Below are 20,472 nucleotides of genomic sequence, written 5' to 3'. Positions count from 1 at the left end.
TTGGTTAAGTAGTGATAAAAAAGCAGGAGAAGTACAGTGCGAATTTTAGGCATTGAATCGTCATGTGATGAAACAGGTATAGCAATATATGATGACGAGAAAGGCTTATTAGCTCATCAGTTATATAGCCAAGTAAAAGTACATGCTGACTACGGTGGCGTGGTTCCCGAGCTGGCGTCACGCGATCATGTTCGTAAAACGCTTCCGCTTATTGATGCTGCTTTTGCTCAAGCGGGTTGTGGTCCTGAAGACTTAGACGGTATTGCTTATACAGCCGGCCCTGGTTTAGTTGGGGCGTTATTAGTGGGTACTTCAATTGGTCGCTCATTGGCTTACGGATGGGATATCCCTGCTGTTGCGGTTCATCATATGGAGGGGCATCTACTTGCTCCCATGCTTGAAGACAAGGTGCCAGAGTTTCCGTTTATTGCTTTACTTGTTTCTGGTGGCCACACCATGATGGTAAAAGTTGAAGGAATTGGCCAATACGAAGTATTGGGCGAGTCTGTTGATGACGCTGCAGGTGAAGCCTTTGACAAAACAGCTAAGTTATTAGGTCTTGATTACCCGGGTGGTCCCCGCTTAGCAAAATTAGCAGAGCAAGGTATTCCAAAGCGATTTATCTTTCCTCGCCCAATGACAGATAAACCCGGGCTTGATTTTAGTTTTAGTGGATTAAAAACTGCGGCGTCGATTACCATTCGTGAAAATGACGATGACGAGCAAACTAAAGCTGATATTGCGCATGCATTTCAAACCGCTGTTATTGATACCTTGGTTATTAAATGTAAGCGAGCGCTAAAGCAAACAGGTATCAAGCGTTTAGTGATTGCGGGCGGTGTAAGTGCAAATACCCAGCTTAGGCTTCAGCTTGAAAGAGTCATGCAGGGTATGAAGGGCGAAGTGTATTATCCGCGTACGGAGTTTTGTACTGATAACGGTGCAATGATTGCTTATGCCGGTATGCAACGCTTAAAAGCAGGGCAGTTTGCAACCCTTGATATGAAAACTAAGCCTCGGTGGCCAATAGACAGCCTCGAGCCTATTTAAGTGCTTGGTTATGTTGGTTTGTTTTCATCAGTGGGGGCTTTTTTAGCTCCCACTTTTGGTTCTTCACCAGCAAATAGTCTCACTATATTTGTTCGATGGCGAAAAATAATAAGCACCGTAATAAAAACCACTGGCAGCGTATAGAGTGGCTTAATTAACCACGTATAAAGCGGTGCGAGTAAAACGGTGACTAGGGCGGCAAGAGAAGAATAGCGACTCACTGCGACTATAATTAGCCAAGTAGTAATTAATAACCCAGCTAGGGATAAACCTATTGGGAGTAAAGCCCCAAATGCTGTTGCAACGGCTTTACCTCCTTTAAAATTAAAAAATACAGGGTACATGTGGCCTAAACAGGCGCCAACGGCAACTAAGCCAAGTACCAAAGGCTCAAGTTGTAAAAAATAAGCCCCCCACACGGGTATCGTGCCTTTTAAAATATCAAAAACAAGAACTAAAACAGCAGGAAAAGCGCCACCTAAGCGGTAAACATTAGTTGCGCCTGGATTATTTGAGCCATGTGTACGGGGATCTTGAAGTTTAAATAGACGCGACACTAAGATAGCCGATGAAATCGACCCAAGTAGGTACGCTAAAACAAACATCAAAATAGCTAACACATAGTTCCTTATATTTTTATCGTTATACCCATTACATTTAATGCAATTAACATCGTTTTTGGGCTATTATTGGCGGCAAAATTTATCGTGAAAATTAATATACTTCTACCAAATTTAGCTAAACGCGTTATTTTGCTATTGTAGAAGGAATTTTTACATATTTAAACACTGATTAAAGCATATACAATATTAATTTATAATTAGTTTATGTGGTTAGAACAGTTGTTGGTCTTTTGGAGTATCAATGGATAAGGTATTTATATCTCAATTGCACGTCGACACTATTATTGGAGTGTACGACTTTGAAAAAGAAAGTAAACAGAGCCTTTATTTTGATATTGAAATGCTAAGTGATATTAAACCAGCCGCCGCAAATGATGACATTAATCTAGCACTTGATTACGCAAAAGTAAGCGAGCGTGTCATTGCGCATAGCACAGCTAAACCTGTTGAGTTACTTGAAACACTTGTTGAACAATTGGCAGACATTATTTTAACTGAGTTTAATACAACTCAGGTTAAAATAAGAGTGAGTAAACCTGCTGCAGTTGCGCAAGCGCAAACTGTTGGAGTAGAAATAACACGTAATAAGGCAAGCGTTTAAATGGCGCAAATATTTATTAGCCTTGGGTCAAATATTAACAAAGAGCACTATATGCAAAGTGCCTTAAAAGCACTTAAAACGCATTTTACGAATATAGAGCACTCGTCTGTTTTTGAAAGCGAAGCTGTCGGTTTCGTAGGTAATAACTTTTATAATTCGGTCGTTGGGGCAAAAACAGACAAGCCGTTAGCTGAAGTGTGTGCATTACTAAAAAAAATAGAGCGTGATAATGGTCGCACACCAAACGATAAAAAGTTCAGCCCAAGAACCCTTGATTTAGATTTATTGTTTTACGATGATGTTATCTGCGATAGCCCCGCGCAATTACCACGTGACGAAATAACTAAGAATGCATTTGTATTACAACCTCTCAGTGAGGTTGCCCCCGGTTTTTATCACCCTGTAGCTAAGCAAACAATTGCTCAATTATGGAATGCATATAATAACCCTCAACAAAAACTATGGAAGGTGGAGTTTTCTAACCCATGAGTATTTTAGAAATAATAATTTTAGCGCTAATTCAAGGTTTTACTGAGTTTTTACCCATATCTAGCTCGGCACATTTAATTTTACCCTCACAAATATTAGGGTGGGAAGACCAAGGACTTGCTTTTGATGTTGCAGTGCATGTAGGGACATTAATAGCGGTTGTTATTTATTTTCGTAAAGAGGTGGCTGATATTCTTAGTGCGTGGTTTAAATCGTTTGGCACACAAGGTAAAACAGACGACAGTAAACTCGGCTGGTGGATTATTTTAGGGACAATACCTGCTGCTGTATTTGGTTTGTTACTTAAGGATTTTGTTGAGTTATACCTACGAAGTGCATGGGTCATTGCAGCCACGACGATTATTTTTGGCCTTTTGCTTTGGTACGCCGATGCTAAAGGGAAACAAGTTAAAACAATTTATCAACTTAATTGGAAGTCGGCTTTAATGATTGGCTTAGCGCAAGCCGTTGCTATGATCCCGGGTACCTCTCGTTCAGGTATTACAATGACAGCGGGTTTAATGCTAGGCATGAATAAGCAAAGTGCAGCGCGCTTTTCGTTTTTACTCGCTATTCCTGTAATTTCAATGATGGGGCTTTATTACACAATAGAACTTGCATTGGGTGACCATGTTGTTGAGTGGGGTACATTACTACTAGGTGTGGTACTGTCTTTTCTATCTGCTTATGCGTGTATTTATTTATTTTTAAAAGTGATTGAACGAATGGGAATGTTACCTTTTGTAATTTACCGGTTAGTTTTAGGCCTAGGTTTAATTGTTTTTTTAAGTATGTAATTTAATTTACTTTGCAAAAAGCCTTCTAATTTAGAAGGCTTTTTTGTTTGTGATAATGACTTTAAGCATTAGTAAAATGCCTACATATAATGGTAAGTAAGCACGAAATTTGGCATTATAGCGCCATTAAACTTTGCACAGCTGCAAAGTGAGCATACGGTTTAAGGAAAGTATATGCATATTCATATTTTGGGCATTTGCGGTACGTTTATGGGTGGTATTGCAGCCATTGCTAAGTCGCTTGGCCATAAAGTAACAGGTTCAGACCAAAACGTTTACCCACCTATGAGCACCCAGCTTGAAGATCTTGGTATTGAGCTCACTCAAGGTTACGACGTATCTCAATTAGAGCCAAAACCCGATATGGTAGTGATTGGTAATGCGATGAGCCGAGGTAATCCGTGTGTTGAATATGTATTAGACAACCGCTTACCTTATACCTCCGGTCCAGAGTGGTTAAAGCATAACTTATTGCAAAACTCGTGGGTGCTTGCGGTAGCTGGTACGCATGGTAAAACAACCACAGCGAGTATGCTTGCCTGGATATTAGAATATGCTGGTTTAAAACCGGGGTTTTTAATTGGCGGCATAGTGCAAAATTTTGGTGTGTCGGCAAAGGTAGGTGAAACCCCTTTTTTTGTTATTGAGGCAGATGAATACGATACCGCTTTTTTTGATAAGCGCAGCAAGTTTGTCCATTACTTACCGCGTACATTAATTTTGAATAATTTAGAGTTTGATCACGCCGATATTTTTGATGATTTAAACGCAATTAAAAAACAATTTCACCACTTAATGCGTACACTACCTCACAGCGGTAAAGTAATTTGGCCAAAACAAGACAAAGCACTTGAAGACGTTATATCGCAAGGGTTATGGAGTGAAAGCGAAACGCTAGGCATTGATTGGGGTTACGAACTAATTAAACCCGATGGCAGCGAGTTTAATGTACTTTTGAATAATGAACGCCAAGGTACGGTTAATTGGGGCGCAATTGGCGAACATAATGTTAAAAATGCGATTATGGCAATTGCTGCAGCGCGCCATGTAGGGATTGCTGTTAGCCACAGTATTGAGGCACTTGCCGAGTTTATAAGTCCGAAGAGGCGAATGGAACTCAAGGCCGACATAAACAGTATTAAGGTTTATGACGATTTTGCTCATCACCCAACAGCGATTAAAACAACCTTAGCGGGTTTACGCGCTAAAGTTGGCGATGAAAAAATTATTGCTATTTTAGAGCCTCGCTCAAACACCATGAAAATGGGTGTACATCAGCATACGCTACTCGCTTCATTAGCTGATGCTGATGACGTACTTTTGTTTGAACCAGATAACTTAGGCTGGTCGCTTAACGAGCAAGCTCAAAAAGCGGGCATGCAGTGCTTTAATAGTACGCAAGCTATTATAAATACGGTGCTTGAAAATGTGCAGCCTGATCAACATATTTTAATTATGAGTAATGGCGGTTTTAACGCCCTTCATCAGCAACTAGTAGATGGTTTGGCTGATAAATTCAGCGGAGAATAATTTGCAATTTAAAGATAAAATCACCTTAGCGTTCAGTGGTGCCTCTGGCGCACCATATGGTTTAAAGCTGCTTGAAGTGTTACTCGAGCAGCAATACCAAGTGTATGTACTTATTTCGAGCGCAGCCCGCGTTGTGCTTGATACTGAGTCAAACATAAAGCTCTCGGCAAATGAAGATAAAGCCACTGAGCAGTTAAATGCGCTATTTGATGCACAGCCACAACAATTACAAGTATTTGGTAAAGATAACTGGTTTAGTCCTGTAGCCTCTGGTTCTGCAGCGCCCAAAAAAATGGTTGTGTGCCCATGCAGTGCGGGGTCAGTATCGGCGATTGCTGTAGGCGCATCTGATAATTTACTAGAGCGTGCGGCCGATGTAGTGATTAAAGAACGTGGCCAGCTTATTTTAGTACCGCGTGAAACGCCTTTTAGCGAGATTCATCTAGAGAACATGTTAAAGCTATCGCGTTTGGGCGTTACCATTATGCCTGCAGCGCCGGGCTTTTATCATAAGCCGCAAAGCATAGAAGATTTAGTCGATTTTATGGTGGCTCGCATTTTAGATCATTTAAACATTGAGCATACACTAACAAAACGTTGGGGTTATGGTGAGGGTAAGTAATGAGTAAGCAAAGTATTGCATTAAATATTGAAGGCCTTACCAAGGTATACAAAAACGGCGTAGAGGCTGTTAAAGGTGTTGATTTACAAGTAGACGAGGGCGATTTTTTTGCATTACTTGGACCAAATGGCGCAGGTAAATCAACAACGATTGGTGTTATTTCGTCTTTGGTCAATAAAACTGAAGGTAAAGTAGAGGTATTTGGTTACGATATAGATACCCATCTTGAAGCTGCCAAGGCGCATTTAGGCTTAGTACCACAAGAATTCAACTTCAGCCAATTTGAAACGTTGACCCAAATATTAGTAAACCAAGCCGGTTATTACGGTGTACCGCGTAGCGAAGCACATAAGCGTGCTGATAAATATTTAGCCCAGCTTGGTTTGCTCGAGAAAAAAGATAAACAAGCGCGTACTTTATCAGGCGGTATGAAGCGTCGTTTAATGATTGCACGCGCACTGATGCACGAGCCAAAGCTACTTATACTTGATGAACCAACAGCGGGTGTAGACATAGAGTTACGACGCTCTATGTGGGAGTTTTTACGCAAAATTAATGAACAAGGCGTAACGATTATTTTAACTACCCATTACTTAGAAGAAGCAGAACTGTTGTGTAAAAACATTGCCATTATCGATACCGGTCGCATTGTTGAAAACACGACGATAAAAGCACTGCTTGCAAAGCTTGATAAAGAAACGTTTGTACTTGATTTAAAAATGCCAGCTAAGCCAGTCACGTTGCAAGGTTATAAATTTACCATGACGGACGATCACACTATTGAGGTTGAAGTGGCTAAATCACAGGGCTTAAATGCAGTGTTTAGTGCGCTTACAGAGCAAGGCAATACTGTATTAAGTATGCGTAACAAGGCCAATCGATTAGAAGAGCTATTTGTAGGATTACTAGAGCAAGGGCGGGGCGAATAAATGTTTAAATATGGCGTAGCGCTAAAAAGTATATGGATTAAAGAGTGTATTCGTTTTCTACGTATTTGGGTGCAAACTCTAGTACCACCTGCCATAACAATGAGTTTGTATTTTGTTATTTTTGGTAACCTTATAGGTTCGCGCATTGGTGAAATGGGTGGGTTTAGTTATATGGAGTTTATTGTACCGGGCTTAATAATGATGTCGGTTATTACAAACTCATATTCTAATGTAGCTTCTAGTTTTTACTCAACTAAATTTCAAAAAAGTATAGAGGAGCTGCTTGTTGCGCCAGTGCCTAATTACATAATAGTACTAGGCTATATGGGCGGTGGTATGACGCGTGGCATGATGGTGGGCTTTATTGTTACCTGTGTATCGCTGTTGTTTGTTGATATTCAAATACACAATATATTTGTAATTATGGCAACGGTAATTTTAACCTCGGCGGTGTTTGCGCTAGGTGGTTTAATTAACGCTATTTATGCTAATAGCTTTGATGACATTAGTATTATTCCTACATTTATACTTACTCCGCTAACGTACTTGGGGGGCGTATTTTATTCAATTACTTTGCTACCTGAGTTTTGGCAAAATGTATCGCAAATAAACCCCATCATCTATATGGTTAACGCATTTAGGTACGGGTTTTTAGGTGTATCGGATGTTGATTTAACCGTCGCATTAGGTGTGATTTTAGTGTTTATTACCGTGCTATTTACTGTTGCGCTTACATTAATCAAAAAAGGTGTGGGGCTAAGACACTAATGAGTGATGCAAATTCTCGAAGTATTGTATCTAATCAGGCCGGTATTCACGAAAAGCTTGATGAAATAGTAAATAAGCATTTAAGCGCCGAGTTTAAAAAGCCCATTGCAGCGCACACGCAAGCGGCATTTGATGAGGTTAATGAAAAAGTTAAGGCATTCAATGGCCCTCTTATTTTAGACTCTTGCTGTGGTGTAGGTGAAAGTACAGCTAACTTAGCTAAGCTTCATCCTGATGCTCTTGTGGTCGGGATTGATAAGTCGTCGCATAGGCTTGATAAACACGACGTTCAATATAAGCAAAGCGACAGTGGTCAGTATATTTTGGTACAGGCTGATTTAAATGATTTTTGGCGCTTAGCAGTTGCGGCAAATTGGCAGCCTAGCCACCATTATTTGTTGTATCCAAACCCATGGCCTAAATCTAAACATATTCAACGCAGATGGCACGGTGCAGCTATATTTCCTTATATTGTTAAGTTAGGTGGCTTATTAGAAGTACGCAGTAACTGGGATATATATGTTAAAGAATTTGCAAGGGCGCTTGAACTAACCAGCCATATTTGCGAAGTGCAGCCTTATCACAGCGACGATGCAATTACCCCGTTTGAGCGAAAGTATTGGGCCAGTGGTCAGCAAAGTCACCGGCTTATTATTGATTTAACCTAAGTTATTTTTAAGCGTTTTTCTATCGGCTAAAAATAGCTTTATCACTAATGTTTGGTTAATTAACAGACTAAGTCAGCATTTTCTGGTGTAGCAAATTGTGGCGCAGGTTGGGCAAAATGGTTACCCTGCATGAGCGTCACATTTGCTTTTTCTAACGCATTTACAATGGCTGCATTTTCGACAGATTCAGCTATAAGCAGTAAATCTAATTGGTTAGCAAATGCCGCTATATGCTCAATAAATAAGTAAATGTCGTTATCGTGTATTATCTGTTTTATCAATCCGCCATCTAACTTAATACCGTCAACTTCAAGTTTTAGAACATTTGAAATATTTGAATAACCGCTACCAAAGTCATCAATTATTACCTTAACGCCTTTACTTTTAACCATAGAAATAAATGCTTTAACTTCAGAATAATTTGCAATCGCTTGGGTTTCTATTAACTCTAAAGTGATATTGCTTGGGTGCGGATAGCGCTTAAGCTCGTTTGTGATGAATTCATTCAAGCTTGGGTCTAACATGTCTTGCGCTGTTATATTTAAGCTCCAACAAATGTTTGTTTTTCTAAAGCGGCTAATACACTGTGAAAATATAGTGCGGGTTAATAACCCGTCCATTCTGGAGCGTGTAACTACATTTAAAAACGCATCGGGTTTTAAAATTTCTCCGCTTGCGGTAACCATTCGCGCCAAACATTCGTACTGAACTATCTGATTTGTTTTGGTATCTATTATTGGCTGAAAGTAAGGCACAATACGGTTGTTATCAAATGCATCATGCACTTCTTTGGCCATTTCTACATTATATTGATATTGAGTTTTAACATCGTGAAGTGCTTTAGAATAATTAATAACTGTGTGTCTACCTTGCTTTGCTTGTAGTGCAGCAATATGAGCATTTTCAAGTAATAGCGATTTATTACCCGTCGCAATACCAGCACACAATGTAATGTATATAAATGGATCAGTTAATAAAGGCGTATTGGCATTATAGGTTTCGATTAAATCGTTCAGCTCTTCATAAGGTGTTTCTTTAGGTGATAGCAGCACCAATTTATTGGTGGCTAAGCGGTATAAATGACAGTTGGCAGAACAGCGGCTCTTAAAATGCGTAAGCAAGTTTTTCATTACTTTATCGCCGATTTCGGTGCCGTAAAAGCTATTTATATCTTCAATTTCATTAACCCAGACAACGGCTAACTGCATATGATGACTGTTACTTTTTTTAAGTAAGTATTCCAACGCAATGTGGTTTTCAAATCCTGTACTGGAGTCAGTTGCTAATGAGCGCTTAAGTAAGTAAACATAAATAGCGGCAACAAGGATAGCTATAAAAAAGAAGAAGCTTGCCATAGCTGCTGCTTTAGAGACGCTTTCGCTTAGCTTTTGGTTAAGATCAAGAATCGTAATATCAGCGCCAGTAAGGTAAGTTTTACCTGTTTTATCGTCAACAAAAGGGATAAATATAGTTTTAAAGTGCCCCCATTGATCGGCCGACACTTCAAATACCGGCTCAGTGGAGTAAAAAGCGCTTATGTTGAGATCGGTTGCTTCTGGGTATATATCTAAATATTGCGTTATTTTGCCATTGTTCATATCGTCTTGCGTATAGCTTGATGCAGTAAAGTATACGCGGTTGTTTTTTAATATCATTGCATATACATATGCCACATCTAGCGCTTGTGCAAACTCAGAAAGTTGCCTGCTTTTGACTTCATAGTCAAAAAAATTAATTTGACCGTTTTGGTTCATGGTATTTAGGTAGTCATCACCGAGTATATGCTTAACACTGGCTGCGGCATTAAGAAGGCGCGCATCAACAGATTCCATAATTTCAGCGCGGGTTGTGTGGTAGGTGTAGTAAATATAGACCACTAAACTGACTAAAAATAAAGCAAAACCAGCCACTAACCAGCTCACTTTCACTCTTCCCTTAAGCATTGCCTGTCCCTTTTTTGTTGTTTTAATGATTATACTTAAAATACAAAATTGCCCAATAAATAATTAGTATTTATTAGATTAAATAAAATTTTAATTAAATTAACACTTTTTTGTCATGCGTGGTGTTGCTTTTAAGGCTTTTAACGAGACATTTTACTTATATTGCAGTACAGTTAGCGCAATTATTTAGAAACACTATTGCTTAACTTACCGCCATATTTGGGCGTTTTTACTAGTTAAACAGGTGTTTTAGCAACACACACACTAGGTATTAAGATGGATCAAAAGCGTTGTGCCGTCGCCTCTAAAGAAAGCCTCAAGCGTATATTTACTGTACCTGAAGCGCCTGACTCAACTTTAAGCAAAATTGAGCTTGAAATATCGAGTAATTTAGCAGGTTTTTTAAACGAAAATATAGCGGCAATCGAAAAACCATTACATGAAATTGAAAAAGACTTTCAAGCTGCGGTGATCCCAGAAAACCCAACGTTTGTATCTGCTTATGCTCAAGACATAATGGAGCAACTTGTTGCTCATTCTGTGCATACGGCTGCACCAAGTTTTATTGGCCATATGACATCCGCTTTACCGCATTTTTTACTGCCACTTTCAAAGTTGATGGTGGGACTAAATCAAAATCTAGTAAAAATTGAGACATCTAAGGCATTTACCCCCCTTGAGCGTCAGGTGTTAGGTATGATGCATCATTTAGCCTATGGCCAAAATGATGCGTTTTACTCTAAATGGATGCACAGCGCTAAAACGTCATTAGGTGCATTTTGCTCTGGTGGTACGGTTGCAAACATTACTGCGCTTTGGATTGCTCGAAATCGTTTGTTAAAAGCCGATGGTGAATTTACCGGTATTGCATCTCAAGGAATTGTGGCAGGTATGCTGCATTATGGATACAGAGGTTTAGCGGTATTAATTTCAGAACGTGGTCATTATTCATTAGGTAAATCAGTTGATTTATTAGGGATAGGGCGCGACAACTTGGTTGGTATTAAAACAACTGATGACAACAAGGTCGATGTAAATGCTATGCGAGACAAAGCCCGCGAGCTTGAGTCTAAAGGCATTAAAGTAATGGCAATTATTGGTGTTGCAGGCACAACCGAAACCGGCAATATTGATCCCCTCAACGAAATGGCTGATTTAGCGCAAGAGATTAACTGTCATTTTCATGTTGATGCGGCTTGGGGTGGGGCAACGTTATTATCTAATACTTATCGTCCTCTGCTCAATGGTATTGAGCGAGCAGACTCAATAACAATTGATGCCCACAAACAAATGTATGTCCCGATGGGCGCAGGTTTAGTGCTGTTTAAAGATCCCGCTGCAACCGATGCAATAGAGCATCATGCTGAGTATATATTGCGTAAGGGCTCTAAAGATTTAGGTAGCCACACACTAGAGGGTAGCCGCCCTGGTATGGCTATGTTAGTGCATGCTTGCTTACGTGTTATAGGCCGTAAAGGCTATGAAATGCTAATCGATCGAAGTATAAAAAAGGCAAAGTATTTTGCTGATTTAATCAAGGCAGACGAAGATTTTGAACTTATTTCAGAGCCTGAGCTATGTTTGCTTACTTATCGCTATGTGCCTAAGCAAATAAAACAAGCGATTGCTGAGGCTGATGAAAAAACACGGATTGATATTTTTGCTTCACTAAATCGTTTTACAGCCAGTATGCAAAAACGCCAGCGTGAATCTGGACGCTCGTTTGTATCGCGTACTCGTTTGACTCCAGTTCAATACGATAATCAACCTACGGTTGTGTTTAGGGTTGTACTGGCAAATCCGCTTACCTCGGGTGTGATTTTAAAAGAGATATTAGCTGAGCAAAAAGAGCTTGCTAAAACAGACCCTGTATTTAAAAAGTATTTAAGCAAATACATGAAATAGTAAATTTAGCATTTATAAAAAAGACGCTGTTAAGCGTCTTTTTTTATTGCTTAGCTAAAAGCAACAGGTTTTTATAATATTGCTAATGATGTGCTGTGAAGGCTTTATTTTTTCCATTGCTAAAAATTCGTCAGGCTGATGCGCCTGATTAATAGAACCTGGTCCCATAACTATGGTTTCACAACCCAGTTGCTGAATAAAAGGTGCTTCTGTGCAGTAATTAACTGCAATGGCTTTTTGGCCCGCTACCTTTTCAGCTAGTTGAACTAGCGCGCTGTCGGTTCTGCCAGTAAATGCTGGTATTGGGTCATGTAGGTCAATAACACTTACTGAGTTTGGGTATTGCTCGTTTATGTCTTTTGTTGCATCTAGCAGCAGAGCTTGTAGCTCTTGTACGCTCAACCCTGGCAATGGGCGCATATCAATATGCATTTCACAACACCCACATATTCTATTTGCGTTGTCACCACCATGAATATTACCCAAATTTAAAGTAGGATAAGGTATTTCAAAGTGATTTAGTGAATACTTATTCTTTAATTGCTCTTTTAAGATCAGTAATTTTGAAATCACTTTATGCATAACTTCAATGGCGTTTAGACCACGTTCGGGATCTGAGCTGTGCCCTGAGCGTCCTACGACCCTTATAGCTGTACTCATATGGCCTTTATGTGTAAATACCGGAGTCATATCAGTGGGTTCGCCAATAATACAGCGTGCCGGCTTTAAGTTAGGATGTTTGCAAATTTGCTGTGCGCCTGCCATGGTGGTTTCTTCATCTGCAGTGGCAAGTATTAAAATTGGCTGTGTTTGTTGTTTTTCATCTATTTCGCTTATAGCTTGTAATACGAAAGCAAAAAATCCTTTCATATCAATACTACCTAGCCCATACAGTTTGTTGTCGAGTTCTGTTAATTTAAACGGATCATGATTCCAGCGGCTGTCATCAAACGGCACTGTGTCGGTATGCCCAGCAAGCATTAAACCACCATCCCCGGTGCCTCGTTTTGCTAATAAGTTATAACGCCCTTTTTTGCCTTCCAGTTCTATTATTTCACAAGTAAAACCGAGCGTTTCACACCAGTGGGCAAGTAACTCGATAACGCTTTTATTACTCATGCATTCGCTGTCTTCAATTGCACTGATAGACGGGGCTGCAATTAATTGCTGGTACATAGAAATAAACGAAGGCAAAGACATAAAAAATTCCAAAATAACTATTCAATTTAATTGCATAACAATATAAAAGTATTTATGATGAATATCAATTCACTTTTTAAGCATAAATATATTAAGTAACACAATGAAGATAATGCGACGATAATCAAAATTCATTAACAAAAAAGACTTACTTAGCACCTAAGCTAGTGTAAGCGAACACACAAATAAGTAGTAATAGATTTTAAGATAATGAGTAAATAATGAATGTAGCGATTATTGGCGCAAGTGGATACAGCGGCGCAGAACTAGCAAGCCTTGTGGCTAAACACCCAAATTTAAAACTGTCAGGTAGCTATGTATCTGAAGGAAGCTTAGATAAACACAAATTACTGAGTGATTTATATCCAGAGCACTTAGGTTTACTTGATACTCCTTTACTTCCTCTTACAAAGTCAGCGTTCGACGACATTAATGCGAATGCAGATTACGTATGCCTGTGTACCGACCATAAAGTAAGTGTAGATTTAGCCCCGCAATTTTTAGCGATGGGCAAAAAGGTGTTTGACCTATCGGGTGGTTATCGCCTTGCAAGCAATGATGATTACGTTACTTATTACGGCTTTGAACATAAGCACCCTGAGTTATTAAATGAATCGGCCTATGGTTTAGCTGAATGGAATAGCAACGACATTGCAAATGCAAATTTAGTGGCTGTTGCTGGCTGTTATCCTACTGCGGCGCTGAATGCGTTAAAGCCACTACAGCAAGCAGGTTTGTTAAGCGACGACAAAATTATTATTAATGCAGTGTCGGGTGTAACTGGTGCAGGGCGTAAAGCCAGTGTAGGTACTCACTTTTGTGAAGTGTCGCTAGCGCCATATGGTTTATTTAATCATCGCCACGGACCAGAAATAGAGCAACACCTTGGTCACCAGGTTTTATTTACACCTCATTTAGGTAACTTTGCTCGCGGTATTTTAGAAACCATTTACGTGCAACTAAAACCTAATGTTACAAGTGAGCAAGTGGCTAAGGCCTACAGCGTGCTTGAAAACGAGCCTTTAATCCGCTTGTTAGGTAGTAAGATCCCGTCAATTAAGGGAGTTGCAAAGCAGCCTTATGTTGATATTGGTTGGCAGCAGCAAGGCTCTCAGCTCATTGTTATGGCAGCCATCGATAATTTACTAAAAGGTGCTGCAGGGCAAGCTCTGCAGTGTATTAATTTATCAATGAATTTAGACCACACCACAGGCTTAAAAGGAGCGTTTTAATGGCTAAAAAAACGTGGGTTATTAAGCTTGGCGGCGCTGTACTTAATACTGAAAATGCTGCTCGTGCGTTATTTGATGTGTTGTCTAATCAGCCAAGTCATAACTTTGTAATTGTGCATGGTGGCGGGGCATTAGTCGATACATGGTTAAAAGAAGCCGGTTTTGTTAGCGCTAAGCATCAAGGTCTACGTATTAGCCCGGCAGAACAAATGCCCCATATAGTTGGTGCACTTGCAGGCTGTGCAAACAAGCAGCTAATGGCTCAAGCTATTGCTGCTGGCCACAAACCTGTGGGTTTAAGCCTTTACGAAGCAGGCGTAACCGCATCGCAAAAGCTCAAAGCATTGTGCCTAGTAGGAAAATGCGAAAGTAACAATGACTCTATTATTAACGATTTACTAAACGTCGGGCGCTTACCAATTGTTAGCTCTATAGGTTTTGACGAGCAAGGGCTTTGGTACAACGTTAATGCAGACGAGGCAGCGGCAGCTATCGCCAATAATTTAAATGCAGAACTTATTTTTATGACTGATGTAGAGGCCGTACTTGACGCTAATAAGCAGCCATTACATCAATTAGATACAAAACACATTGAGACTTTAATTGCAGAGGGAGTAATTGTGGGCGGGATGGAGGTCAAAGTTAAGACCAGTCTTCACGCTGCCCTACACTTACGACGCGGTGTGTATATTTCCAGCTGGCAAAAGCCAGAAAATTTAACTGCTTTGCTGCAAGGCGAGCATGTCGGAACAAAGATTACACCATAGGGTTACCATGTTAGAGAATTTTTTAACGGGTCTAGAATTAGACCAACAAGGCGCACTTAATTTATTAAACCTCGCGCGTGATTTAAAGGCAAAGCCAGAAAAATACAGCCAAGTACTTGCGGGCAAGTCAGTTGTTACGCTATTTGAAAAACAGAGCTTACGCACACGTTTATCGTTTGATATTGGCATTAATCGTTTAGGTGGTCATGCGGTTTATTTAGATCAGCAAAATGGCGCAATGGGCGCACGTGAATCTGTAAAAGATTTTGCACTAAATATTTCAACGTGGGCTGACGGTATTGTAGCGCGTGTAAACCAGCACAGCACGTTAACCACATTAGGTGAGTACTCTTCTGTTCCTGTGATTAATAGCTTGTGTGACTTGTATCATCCGTGCCAAGCATTGGCAGACTTTTTAACGCTTCAAGAAGTACATGGCGATGTGAGTGAGCTTAAAGTAGCTTACCTAGGCGAGGGCAATAATGTAACTCATTCACTTATGCTATTAGCGGCAACGCTTGGTACTGATTTTGTAGCAGTAACGCCTAAAGGCAGTTCGCCTGATTCGCAAATTCTTAAAAAAGCAGAGCAAATAGCAGCTATGAATGGCGCATCAGTAATGGTGAGCGACCGTGTAGAAGCGGCGGTTGGCGCAAACGTTGTTTACGCCGATACATGGGTGTCTATGGGCGATGATACGCCTCTTGAGCAAGTTAAAGAAAAATATATGCCTTATCAGTTAAACCAAGCATTGCTAGATCAAACAGGGGCGACTACGGTATTACATTGCCAACCGGCACACCGTGAGTTTGAAATTACCTCTGAGGTAATGGATGGCCCAGCATCAAAAATTATTCAACAAGCAGAAAATCGCATGCATGCGCAAAATGCTCTGCTAGTTACATTACTAAATCCAAATTTTGTTAAGGAACACCTATGAGTTCAATTAAAAAAGTCGTTTTAGCCTATTCAGGTGGTCTAGATACATCGGCTATCGTGCCATGGTTAAAAGAAAATTACGGCTGTGAAGTAATCGCGTTTGTTGCCGATGTAGGTCAAGGCGCAGAAGAGCTTGAAGGCGTTGAAGAAAAAGCCATCGCATCAGGCGCATCAGAGTGTTACGTGGTTGACTTAAAAGATGAAATGGTAAGTGAATACATTTACCCAACGCTTAAAACAGGTTCTATTTATGAAGGTACTTACTTACTAGGTACCTCAATGGCGCGTCCAATCATTGCTAAAGCGCAAGTTGAAATTGCACGCAAAGTAGGTGCCGATGCGCTGTCGCATGGTTGTACGGGTAAAGGTAACGACCAAGTACGTTTTGAATCGTGTTTTGCAGCGCTTGCACCTGATTTAAAAGTCATTGCACCATGGCGAGAGTGGGACTTATCAAGCCGTGAATCACTATTAGATTACTTAGCCGAGCGTGATATTCCGTGCTCTGCCTCTGCAACAAAAATTTACAGCCGTGATGCAAACGCATGGCATATTTCGCACGAAGGCGGCGAGCTTGAAGATCCATGGTGTGAGCCTAGCGATCAAGTTTGGACTTGGACTAACTCTCCAGAGCAAGCACCCGATAAAGCCGAGCTAGTAACATTAAAAGTAGTTGAAGGTGAAGTGGTTGCCGTCAATGGCGAAGAGCTTAAACCTTATGATTGTTTAGTTAAATTAAACGACATTGCGTCACCGCATGGTGTTGGCCGTGTTGATATAGTGGAAAACCGTTTAGTAGGCATGAAATCGCGCGGCTGTTACGAAACCCCAGGTGGTACGGTGATCATGGCTGCGCTTCAAGCAATAGACGAGCTAGTACTTGATAAATCAAGCCGTAAGTGGAAAGAAGTATTAGGCGGCGAATTTTCGCACCTAGTGTACGACGGTCGTTGGTTCACACCACTAAAAGACTCTATTTTAGCGGGCGCTGAGGCGTTATCTACATTAGCAACGGGTGAAGTGGTACTTAAGCTTTATAAAGGCCAAGTGACTGCGGTTCAGAAAAAATCACCTAACAGCCTATACAGCGAAGACTTTGCGACCTTTGGCGAAGATGATGTGTATGACCAATCACATGCTGAAGGTTTTATTCGTTTATTCTCGCTTTCAAGCAGAATTTCGGCGTTGTCTAAAAAGTAAATTTTACGCCCCTTGTAAAAGGGGCATTTCAGGGTTTGGAGATATTTCATGGCATTATGGGGCGGACGTTTTTCTACGGGTCCAGACGAGGCGTTTAAACAATTTAACGACTCTCTTCCATTTGACTACCAACTAGCAGAGCAAGATATTATTGGCTCTGTTGCATGGGCTGGCGCACTTGAACAAGTTAACGTGCTATCAAACGATGAGCACAAAGAATTAGTATCGGCATTATACGAGTTACTCGAAGAGGTAAAAGCAGACCCAACCGCTGTAGCTACCTCAGGTGCTGAAGATATTCATTCGCATGTTGAAGCGGCTCTAATTGAGAAAGTGGGTGACCTAGCTAAAAAGTTACACACAGGTCGCAGTCGAAATGACCAAGTAGCCACCGATTTCAGATTATGGTGCCGTGATACTGCCGATCATATTTTAAAAGCCATTGCGCAATTAAAAGCTGAATTTGTTGCGTTGGCTGAACGCGAACTAGGTACTATTTTACCTGGTTATACCCATTTGCAACGTGCACAACCCGTACTATTTAGCCACTGGTGTATGGCGTATGTTGAAATGCTAGAACGCGACGAAAGCCGTTTGCAGGACGCTAAAGCCCGTATGAACTATTGCCCGCTAGGCAGTGGCGCATTGGCTGGCACTGCTTACCCAATTGACCGCCAAACACTTGCACAAGGCTTAGGCTTTACAGGGGCGACAAAAAATAGCCTTGATGGCGTTTCAGACCGTGACTTTGTTGTTGAGCTATTAAGTTGTGCGTCTATTTCAATGATTCACTTATCGCGTATGTCTGAAGATTTAATTTTTTATAACTCAGGTGAAGCGGGCTTTATTGAACTTGCCGACAATGTTACGTCTGGCTCGTCCTTAATGCCGCAAAAAAAGAACCCAGATGCACTTGAGCTTATCCGTGGTAAAACAGGTCGTGTATTTGGTGCCTTTAGCGCCATGATGATGACCCTTAAAGCACTCCCTCTTGCTTACAATAAAGATATGCAAGAAGACAAAGAAGGCATTTTTGATGCGATGCCAACATGGCTTGCGTGTATTCATATGGCACAAGCGTGTATTAAAGGCGTAAAAGTAAAAGGTGAGCGTACATTGGCTGCGGCAAAAGGCGGCCATGCAAATGCAACCGAGCTGGCTGATTACTTAGTTGCTAAGGGGGTACCTTTCAGAGAGGGGCATCATATTGTAGGTGTGTTGGTACAGCTTGCAATAAGTGAAGATAAAACCCTTGAGGAGCTCTCACTTGAACAATATAAATCAGTAAATGATGTGTTTGAAGACGATGTTTATCCGGTACTTGAAATAGACGCCTGTATTAAAGCGCGTCAAGCAGTTGGCGGCACCTCCATTGAGCAAGTCACTAGCGCAATTAAAGCAGCCAAAAAAAAACAGCAGATAACGGTTCGTGATGCTAACCTAGACGACGTTGAATCAATTGCAAAACTTATTCAACACTGGGCAACAGTCGGCGAAAACTTGCCGCGTGCTAAAAGCGACATGGTGCATTCGATTAATGAATTTGCTGTAACCGAAATAGACGGCAAGGTGTCGGGCTGTGCATCGCTGTATATATACGATACAGGCCTAGCAGAAATACGCTCTTTGGGTATTGATCCGCAAAGTGCGGTAACTGGGCAAGGGCGGCAATTAGTTGACCATTTACTAATAAAAGCCAAAAAATTGGCACTTAATCGCGTAATTGTACTTACTCGCGTGCCAGACTTTTTTGAAAAACAAGATTTTGCTTTTTGCAGTAAAGACAGCCTGCCAGAAAAAGTAATGAAAGATTGTGAATTGTGCCTTCGTAAAGAAAACTGCGACGAAGTAGCAATGGAATACATTTTAAAGCCAAGTAATAAAGCGGCGATCCCGTGTAAATTCGTGGCTTAAACTCCCTGGATACAAAAAACGTACGGTTACCCCTGTGCGTTTTTTTATGCCAGAGTTAATCTGGTCGGAGGTGTTTTGATTGTGTCAATTCCTAGTAATTTACTTAAAAATAAAATTTAAATAAAAGTTGGTACATAGCTTGCAATTAGCTATGTAGTTATAAATAGCAACTACCGCCATGAGTAGTGCATATACCTACACAATGGTGTGATTTAGTTTTACGCCAATTAAATTTAAACTTTTATAAGGATCAATTACATGCAAATTTCAGCTAATAGCCAAGTGCAAATGCAAGCATACAACAAAACACAACAATTACAGCCTTTGGCTCAACAAACTACTAGCACTAAAACCCTACAATCTGATACAGTGAGTTTCTCGCAAGAAGGTTTGAGTGCAGCGAGTGCTGATTTAAGCCGTTCTGCCATTTTGTTACCAGAATTAGTTCCTAAAAAACCAAAGTGATAATTTAAGGCGTTAGATGTTATTACAAGATTTGTTTGGGCTGTTTTCACTCTCTGCTTTTTTTATGTGGGGATTTTTAATGGCTTTTTTTTTTAATGCATTTGTTTATTCACTGGGTGTGAAAAGAGGCACAACCCTCTTACTAAGTTCTTTTGTTATGATGTGTTCATACACCTTATCAGATTACTTTTTTACTTGGCTTTCCCTAAAAAACTCACTCTACTTAAATTTCGCCTTATATGATATAGCTACAATTACCGCTCTTCTGTGCTTATATAAAATAGTAAAAAAAACTACCCAATCATTTTTATATTTAATAATAGGTCTCAGTATCAATACCGTCTTCTTTGCGTTAATGCATATCGATATATACATTTATGAAAACAAACAACATTGGTGGTTGTGGGAGGTATTCTTATACACTGTAAACCTAGTTGATATTACAATGATTGTAGCTTTGATAGTTGATAGAGATATTTTAGGGCTTCATAAACTTAAAAATGCAATCCGCACTTTACTAAATCCAAGCGCTAATTCAAAAATGCCCTAGCTTAAAATTCATTTTTATTTTTACGATGAAAAAACGTCAAAGCATAAATTTAAGGGCGGTTACTTTATTTCTAATAACTGTATTTTGACAACTATACTTTATAAAGTATAAGCCACATGTCACTCAGTTTTAGACTGAAAAATAGAAGCATACTCCTAAAACGTGGTAAACAACTAAATCATGAAACGCTTTAAAACTAGCCCCAATTATCTATGTACATTAGTGCATTTTTATAATGGGTATTTTTAATGACTTTTTTATTCAGATTGGTTTCAAACAT

General features: G+C 40.2%; 20 protein-coding genes. 17 read left to right on the top strand and 3 right to left on the bottom strand.

Going from position 1 to position 20,472, the window contains the following annotated elements; translation table 11 throughout:
- Positions 1-36: 36 nt before the first annotated feature.
- Complete coding sequence (gene tsaD, locus PMAN_RS11025) at positions 37-1,050, top strand: tRNA (adenosine(37)-N6)-threonylcarbamoyltransferase complex transferase subunit TsaD (protein ID WP_008130598.1); 1,014 nt, start codon at positions 37-39, stop codon at positions 1,048-1,050.
- 8 nt (positions 1,051-1,058) lie between these two features.
- Here tsaD and plsY read toward each other — a convergent pair whose 3' ends face one another.
- Positions 1,059-1,670 (bottom strand): glycerol-3-phosphate 1-O-acyltransferase PlsY, encoded by a 612-nt coding sequence (gene plsY / locus PMAN_RS11020; RefSeq protein WP_006791568.1) that lies wholly within the window; start codon positions 1,668-1,670, stop codon positions 1,059-1,061.
- Between the two features lie 244 nt (positions 1,671-1,914).
- Here plsY and folB point away from each other — a divergent pair, with 244 nt between their 5' ends.
- From folB to trmB, 8 genes are all read left to right on the top strand, one after another.
- Entirely contained in the window at positions 1,915-2,274 is a 360-nt protein-coding gene (gene folB, locus PMAN_RS11015; RefSeq protein ID WP_006791567.1) for a dihydroneopterin aldolase, read from the top strand.
- On the top strand, positions 2,275-2,763 hold the full coding sequence (gene folK / locus PMAN_RS11010; protein WP_006791566.1) for a 2-amino-4-hydroxy-6-hydroxymethyldihydropteridine diphosphokinase: 489 nt from the start codon (positions 2,275-2,277) through the stop codon (positions 2,761-2,763). It abuts the gene before it with no gap.
- Complete coding sequence (locus PMAN_RS11005) at positions 2,760-3,560, top strand: undecaprenyl-diphosphate phosphatase (protein ID WP_006791565.1); 801 nt, start codon at positions 2,760-2,762, stop codon at positions 3,558-3,560. The genes folK and PMAN_RS11005 overlap by 4 nt, the downstream gene beginning before the upstream one ends.
- A 174-nt stretch (positions 3,561-3,734) precedes the next feature.
- Positions 3,735-5,090, top strand: a complete 1,356-nt coding sequence (gene mpl / locus PMAN_RS11000) for a UDP-N-acetylmuramate:L-alanyl-gamma-D-glutamyl-meso-diaminopimelate ligase (protein ID WP_010556950.1) — start codon at positions 3,735-3,737, stop codon at positions 5,088-5,090.
- A 1-nt stretch (position 5,091) separates the two neighbouring features.
- Positions 5,092-5,712, top strand: coding sequence for a flavin prenyltransferase UbiX (locus PMAN_RS10995; RefSeq protein ID WP_008130602.1), 621 nt, complete (start codon positions 5,092-5,094; stop codon positions 5,710-5,712).
- Positions 5,712-6,641, top strand: coding sequence for an ABC transporter ATP-binding protein (locus PMAN_RS10990; protein WP_006791562.1), 930 nt, complete (start codon positions 5,712-5,714; stop codon positions 6,639-6,641). The genes PMAN_RS10995 and PMAN_RS10990 overlap by 1 nt, the downstream gene beginning before the upstream one ends.
- Entirely contained in the window at positions 6,642-7,409 is a 768-nt protein-coding gene (locus PMAN_RS10985; protein WP_006791561.1) for an ABC transporter permease, read from the top strand.
- Entirely contained in the window at positions 7,409-8,077 is a 669-nt protein-coding gene (gene trmB / locus PMAN_RS10980; protein WP_006791560.1) for a tRNA (guanine(46)-N(7))-methyltransferase TrmB, read from the top strand. Before PMAN_RS10985 ends, trmB begins: the two co-directional genes overlap by 1 nt.
- Before the next feature lie 59 nt (positions 8,078-8,136).
- Here the strand turns inward: trmB and PMAN_RS10975 are convergent, their stop codons facing one another.
- Positions 8,137-10,020: an EAL domain-containing protein gene (locus tag PMAN_RS10975; protein ID WP_033035756.1), complete on the bottom strand. Its 1,884-nt coding sequence runs from the start codon at positions 10,018-10,020 to the stop codon at positions 8,137-8,139.
- A 276-nt stretch (positions 10,021-10,296) separates the two neighbouring features.
- On the opposite strand from PMAN_RS10975, the gene panP reads away from it, so the two are divergent.
- Positions 10,297-11,925 carry a pyridoxal-dependent aspartate 1-decarboxylase PanP gene (gene panP / locus PMAN_RS10970; protein ID WP_010556953.1) on the top strand — a complete coding sequence of 543 codons (1,629 nt, stop codon included), beginning with the start codon at positions 10,297-10,299 and terminating at the stop codon, positions 11,923-11,925.
- 54 nt (positions 11,926-11,979) lie between these two features.
- On the opposite strand, the gene argE is transcribed toward panP, so the two are convergent.
- Positions 11,980-13,125 (bottom strand): acetylornithine deacetylase, encoded by a 1,146-nt coding sequence (gene argE / locus PMAN_RS10965; RefSeq protein ID WP_010556954.1) that lies wholly within the window; start codon positions 13,123-13,125, stop codon positions 11,980-11,982.
- A 221-nt stretch (positions 13,126-13,346) separates the two neighbouring features.
- Here argE and argC point away from each other — a divergent pair, with 221 nt between their 5' ends.
- The 7 genes from argC (at position 13,347) to PMAN_RS10930 (ending at position 20,192) form a co-directional block, all read left to right on the top strand.
- Positions 13,347-14,357, top strand: coding sequence for an N-acetyl-gamma-glutamyl-phosphate reductase (gene argC / locus PMAN_RS10960; RefSeq protein ID WP_008130610.1), 1,011 nt, complete (start codon positions 13,347-13,349; stop codon positions 14,355-14,357).
- Positions 14,357-15,124 (top strand): acetylglutamate kinase, encoded by a 768-nt coding sequence (gene argB / locus PMAN_RS10955; RefSeq protein ID WP_010556955.1) that lies wholly within the window; start codon positions 14,357-14,359, stop codon positions 15,122-15,124. The genes argC and argB overlap by 1 nt, the downstream gene beginning before the upstream one ends.
- A gap of 7 nt (positions 15,125-15,131) precedes the next feature.
- Positions 15,132-16,064, top strand: coding sequence for an ornithine carbamoyltransferase (locus tag PMAN_RS10950; protein ID WP_010556956.1), 933 nt, complete (start codon positions 15,132-15,134; stop codon positions 16,062-16,064).
- Positions 16,061-17,263, top strand: coding sequence for an argininosuccinate synthase (locus PMAN_RS10945; protein ID WP_008130621.1), 1,203 nt, complete (start codon positions 16,061-16,063; stop codon positions 17,261-17,263). The genes PMAN_RS10950 and PMAN_RS10945 overlap by 4 nt, the downstream gene beginning before the upstream one ends.
- A 48-nt stretch (positions 17,264-17,311) precedes the next feature.
- Complete coding sequence (gene argH, locus PMAN_RS10940) at positions 17,312-19,177, top strand: argininosuccinate lyase (RefSeq protein WP_010556957.1); 1,866 nt, start codon at positions 17,312-17,314, stop codon at positions 19,175-19,177.
- A gap of 258 nt (positions 19,178-19,435) precedes the next feature.
- Positions 19,436-19,642, top strand: coding sequence for a hypothetical protein (locus PMAN_RS10935; protein ID WP_010556958.1), 207 nt, complete (start codon positions 19,436-19,438; stop codon positions 19,640-19,642).
- 16 nt (positions 19,643-19,658) lie between these two features.
- Positions 19,659-20,192, top strand: a complete 534-nt coding sequence (locus PMAN_RS10930; protein WP_010556959.1) for a hypothetical protein — start codon at positions 19,659-19,661, stop codon at positions 20,190-20,192.
- Positions 20,193-20,472 lie beyond the last annotated feature (280 nt).

This window comes from Pseudoalteromonas marina (assembly GCF_000238335.3).
In the GTDB taxonomy this organism is placed as follows: Bacteria; Pseudomonadota; Gammaproteobacteria; order Enterobacterales; family Alteromonadaceae; genus Pseudoalteromonas; species Pseudoalteromonas marina.
The sequence above is the reverse complement of the archived record's forward strand: the minus strand, read 5'-3'. Positions and strand labels throughout refer to the sequence as shown.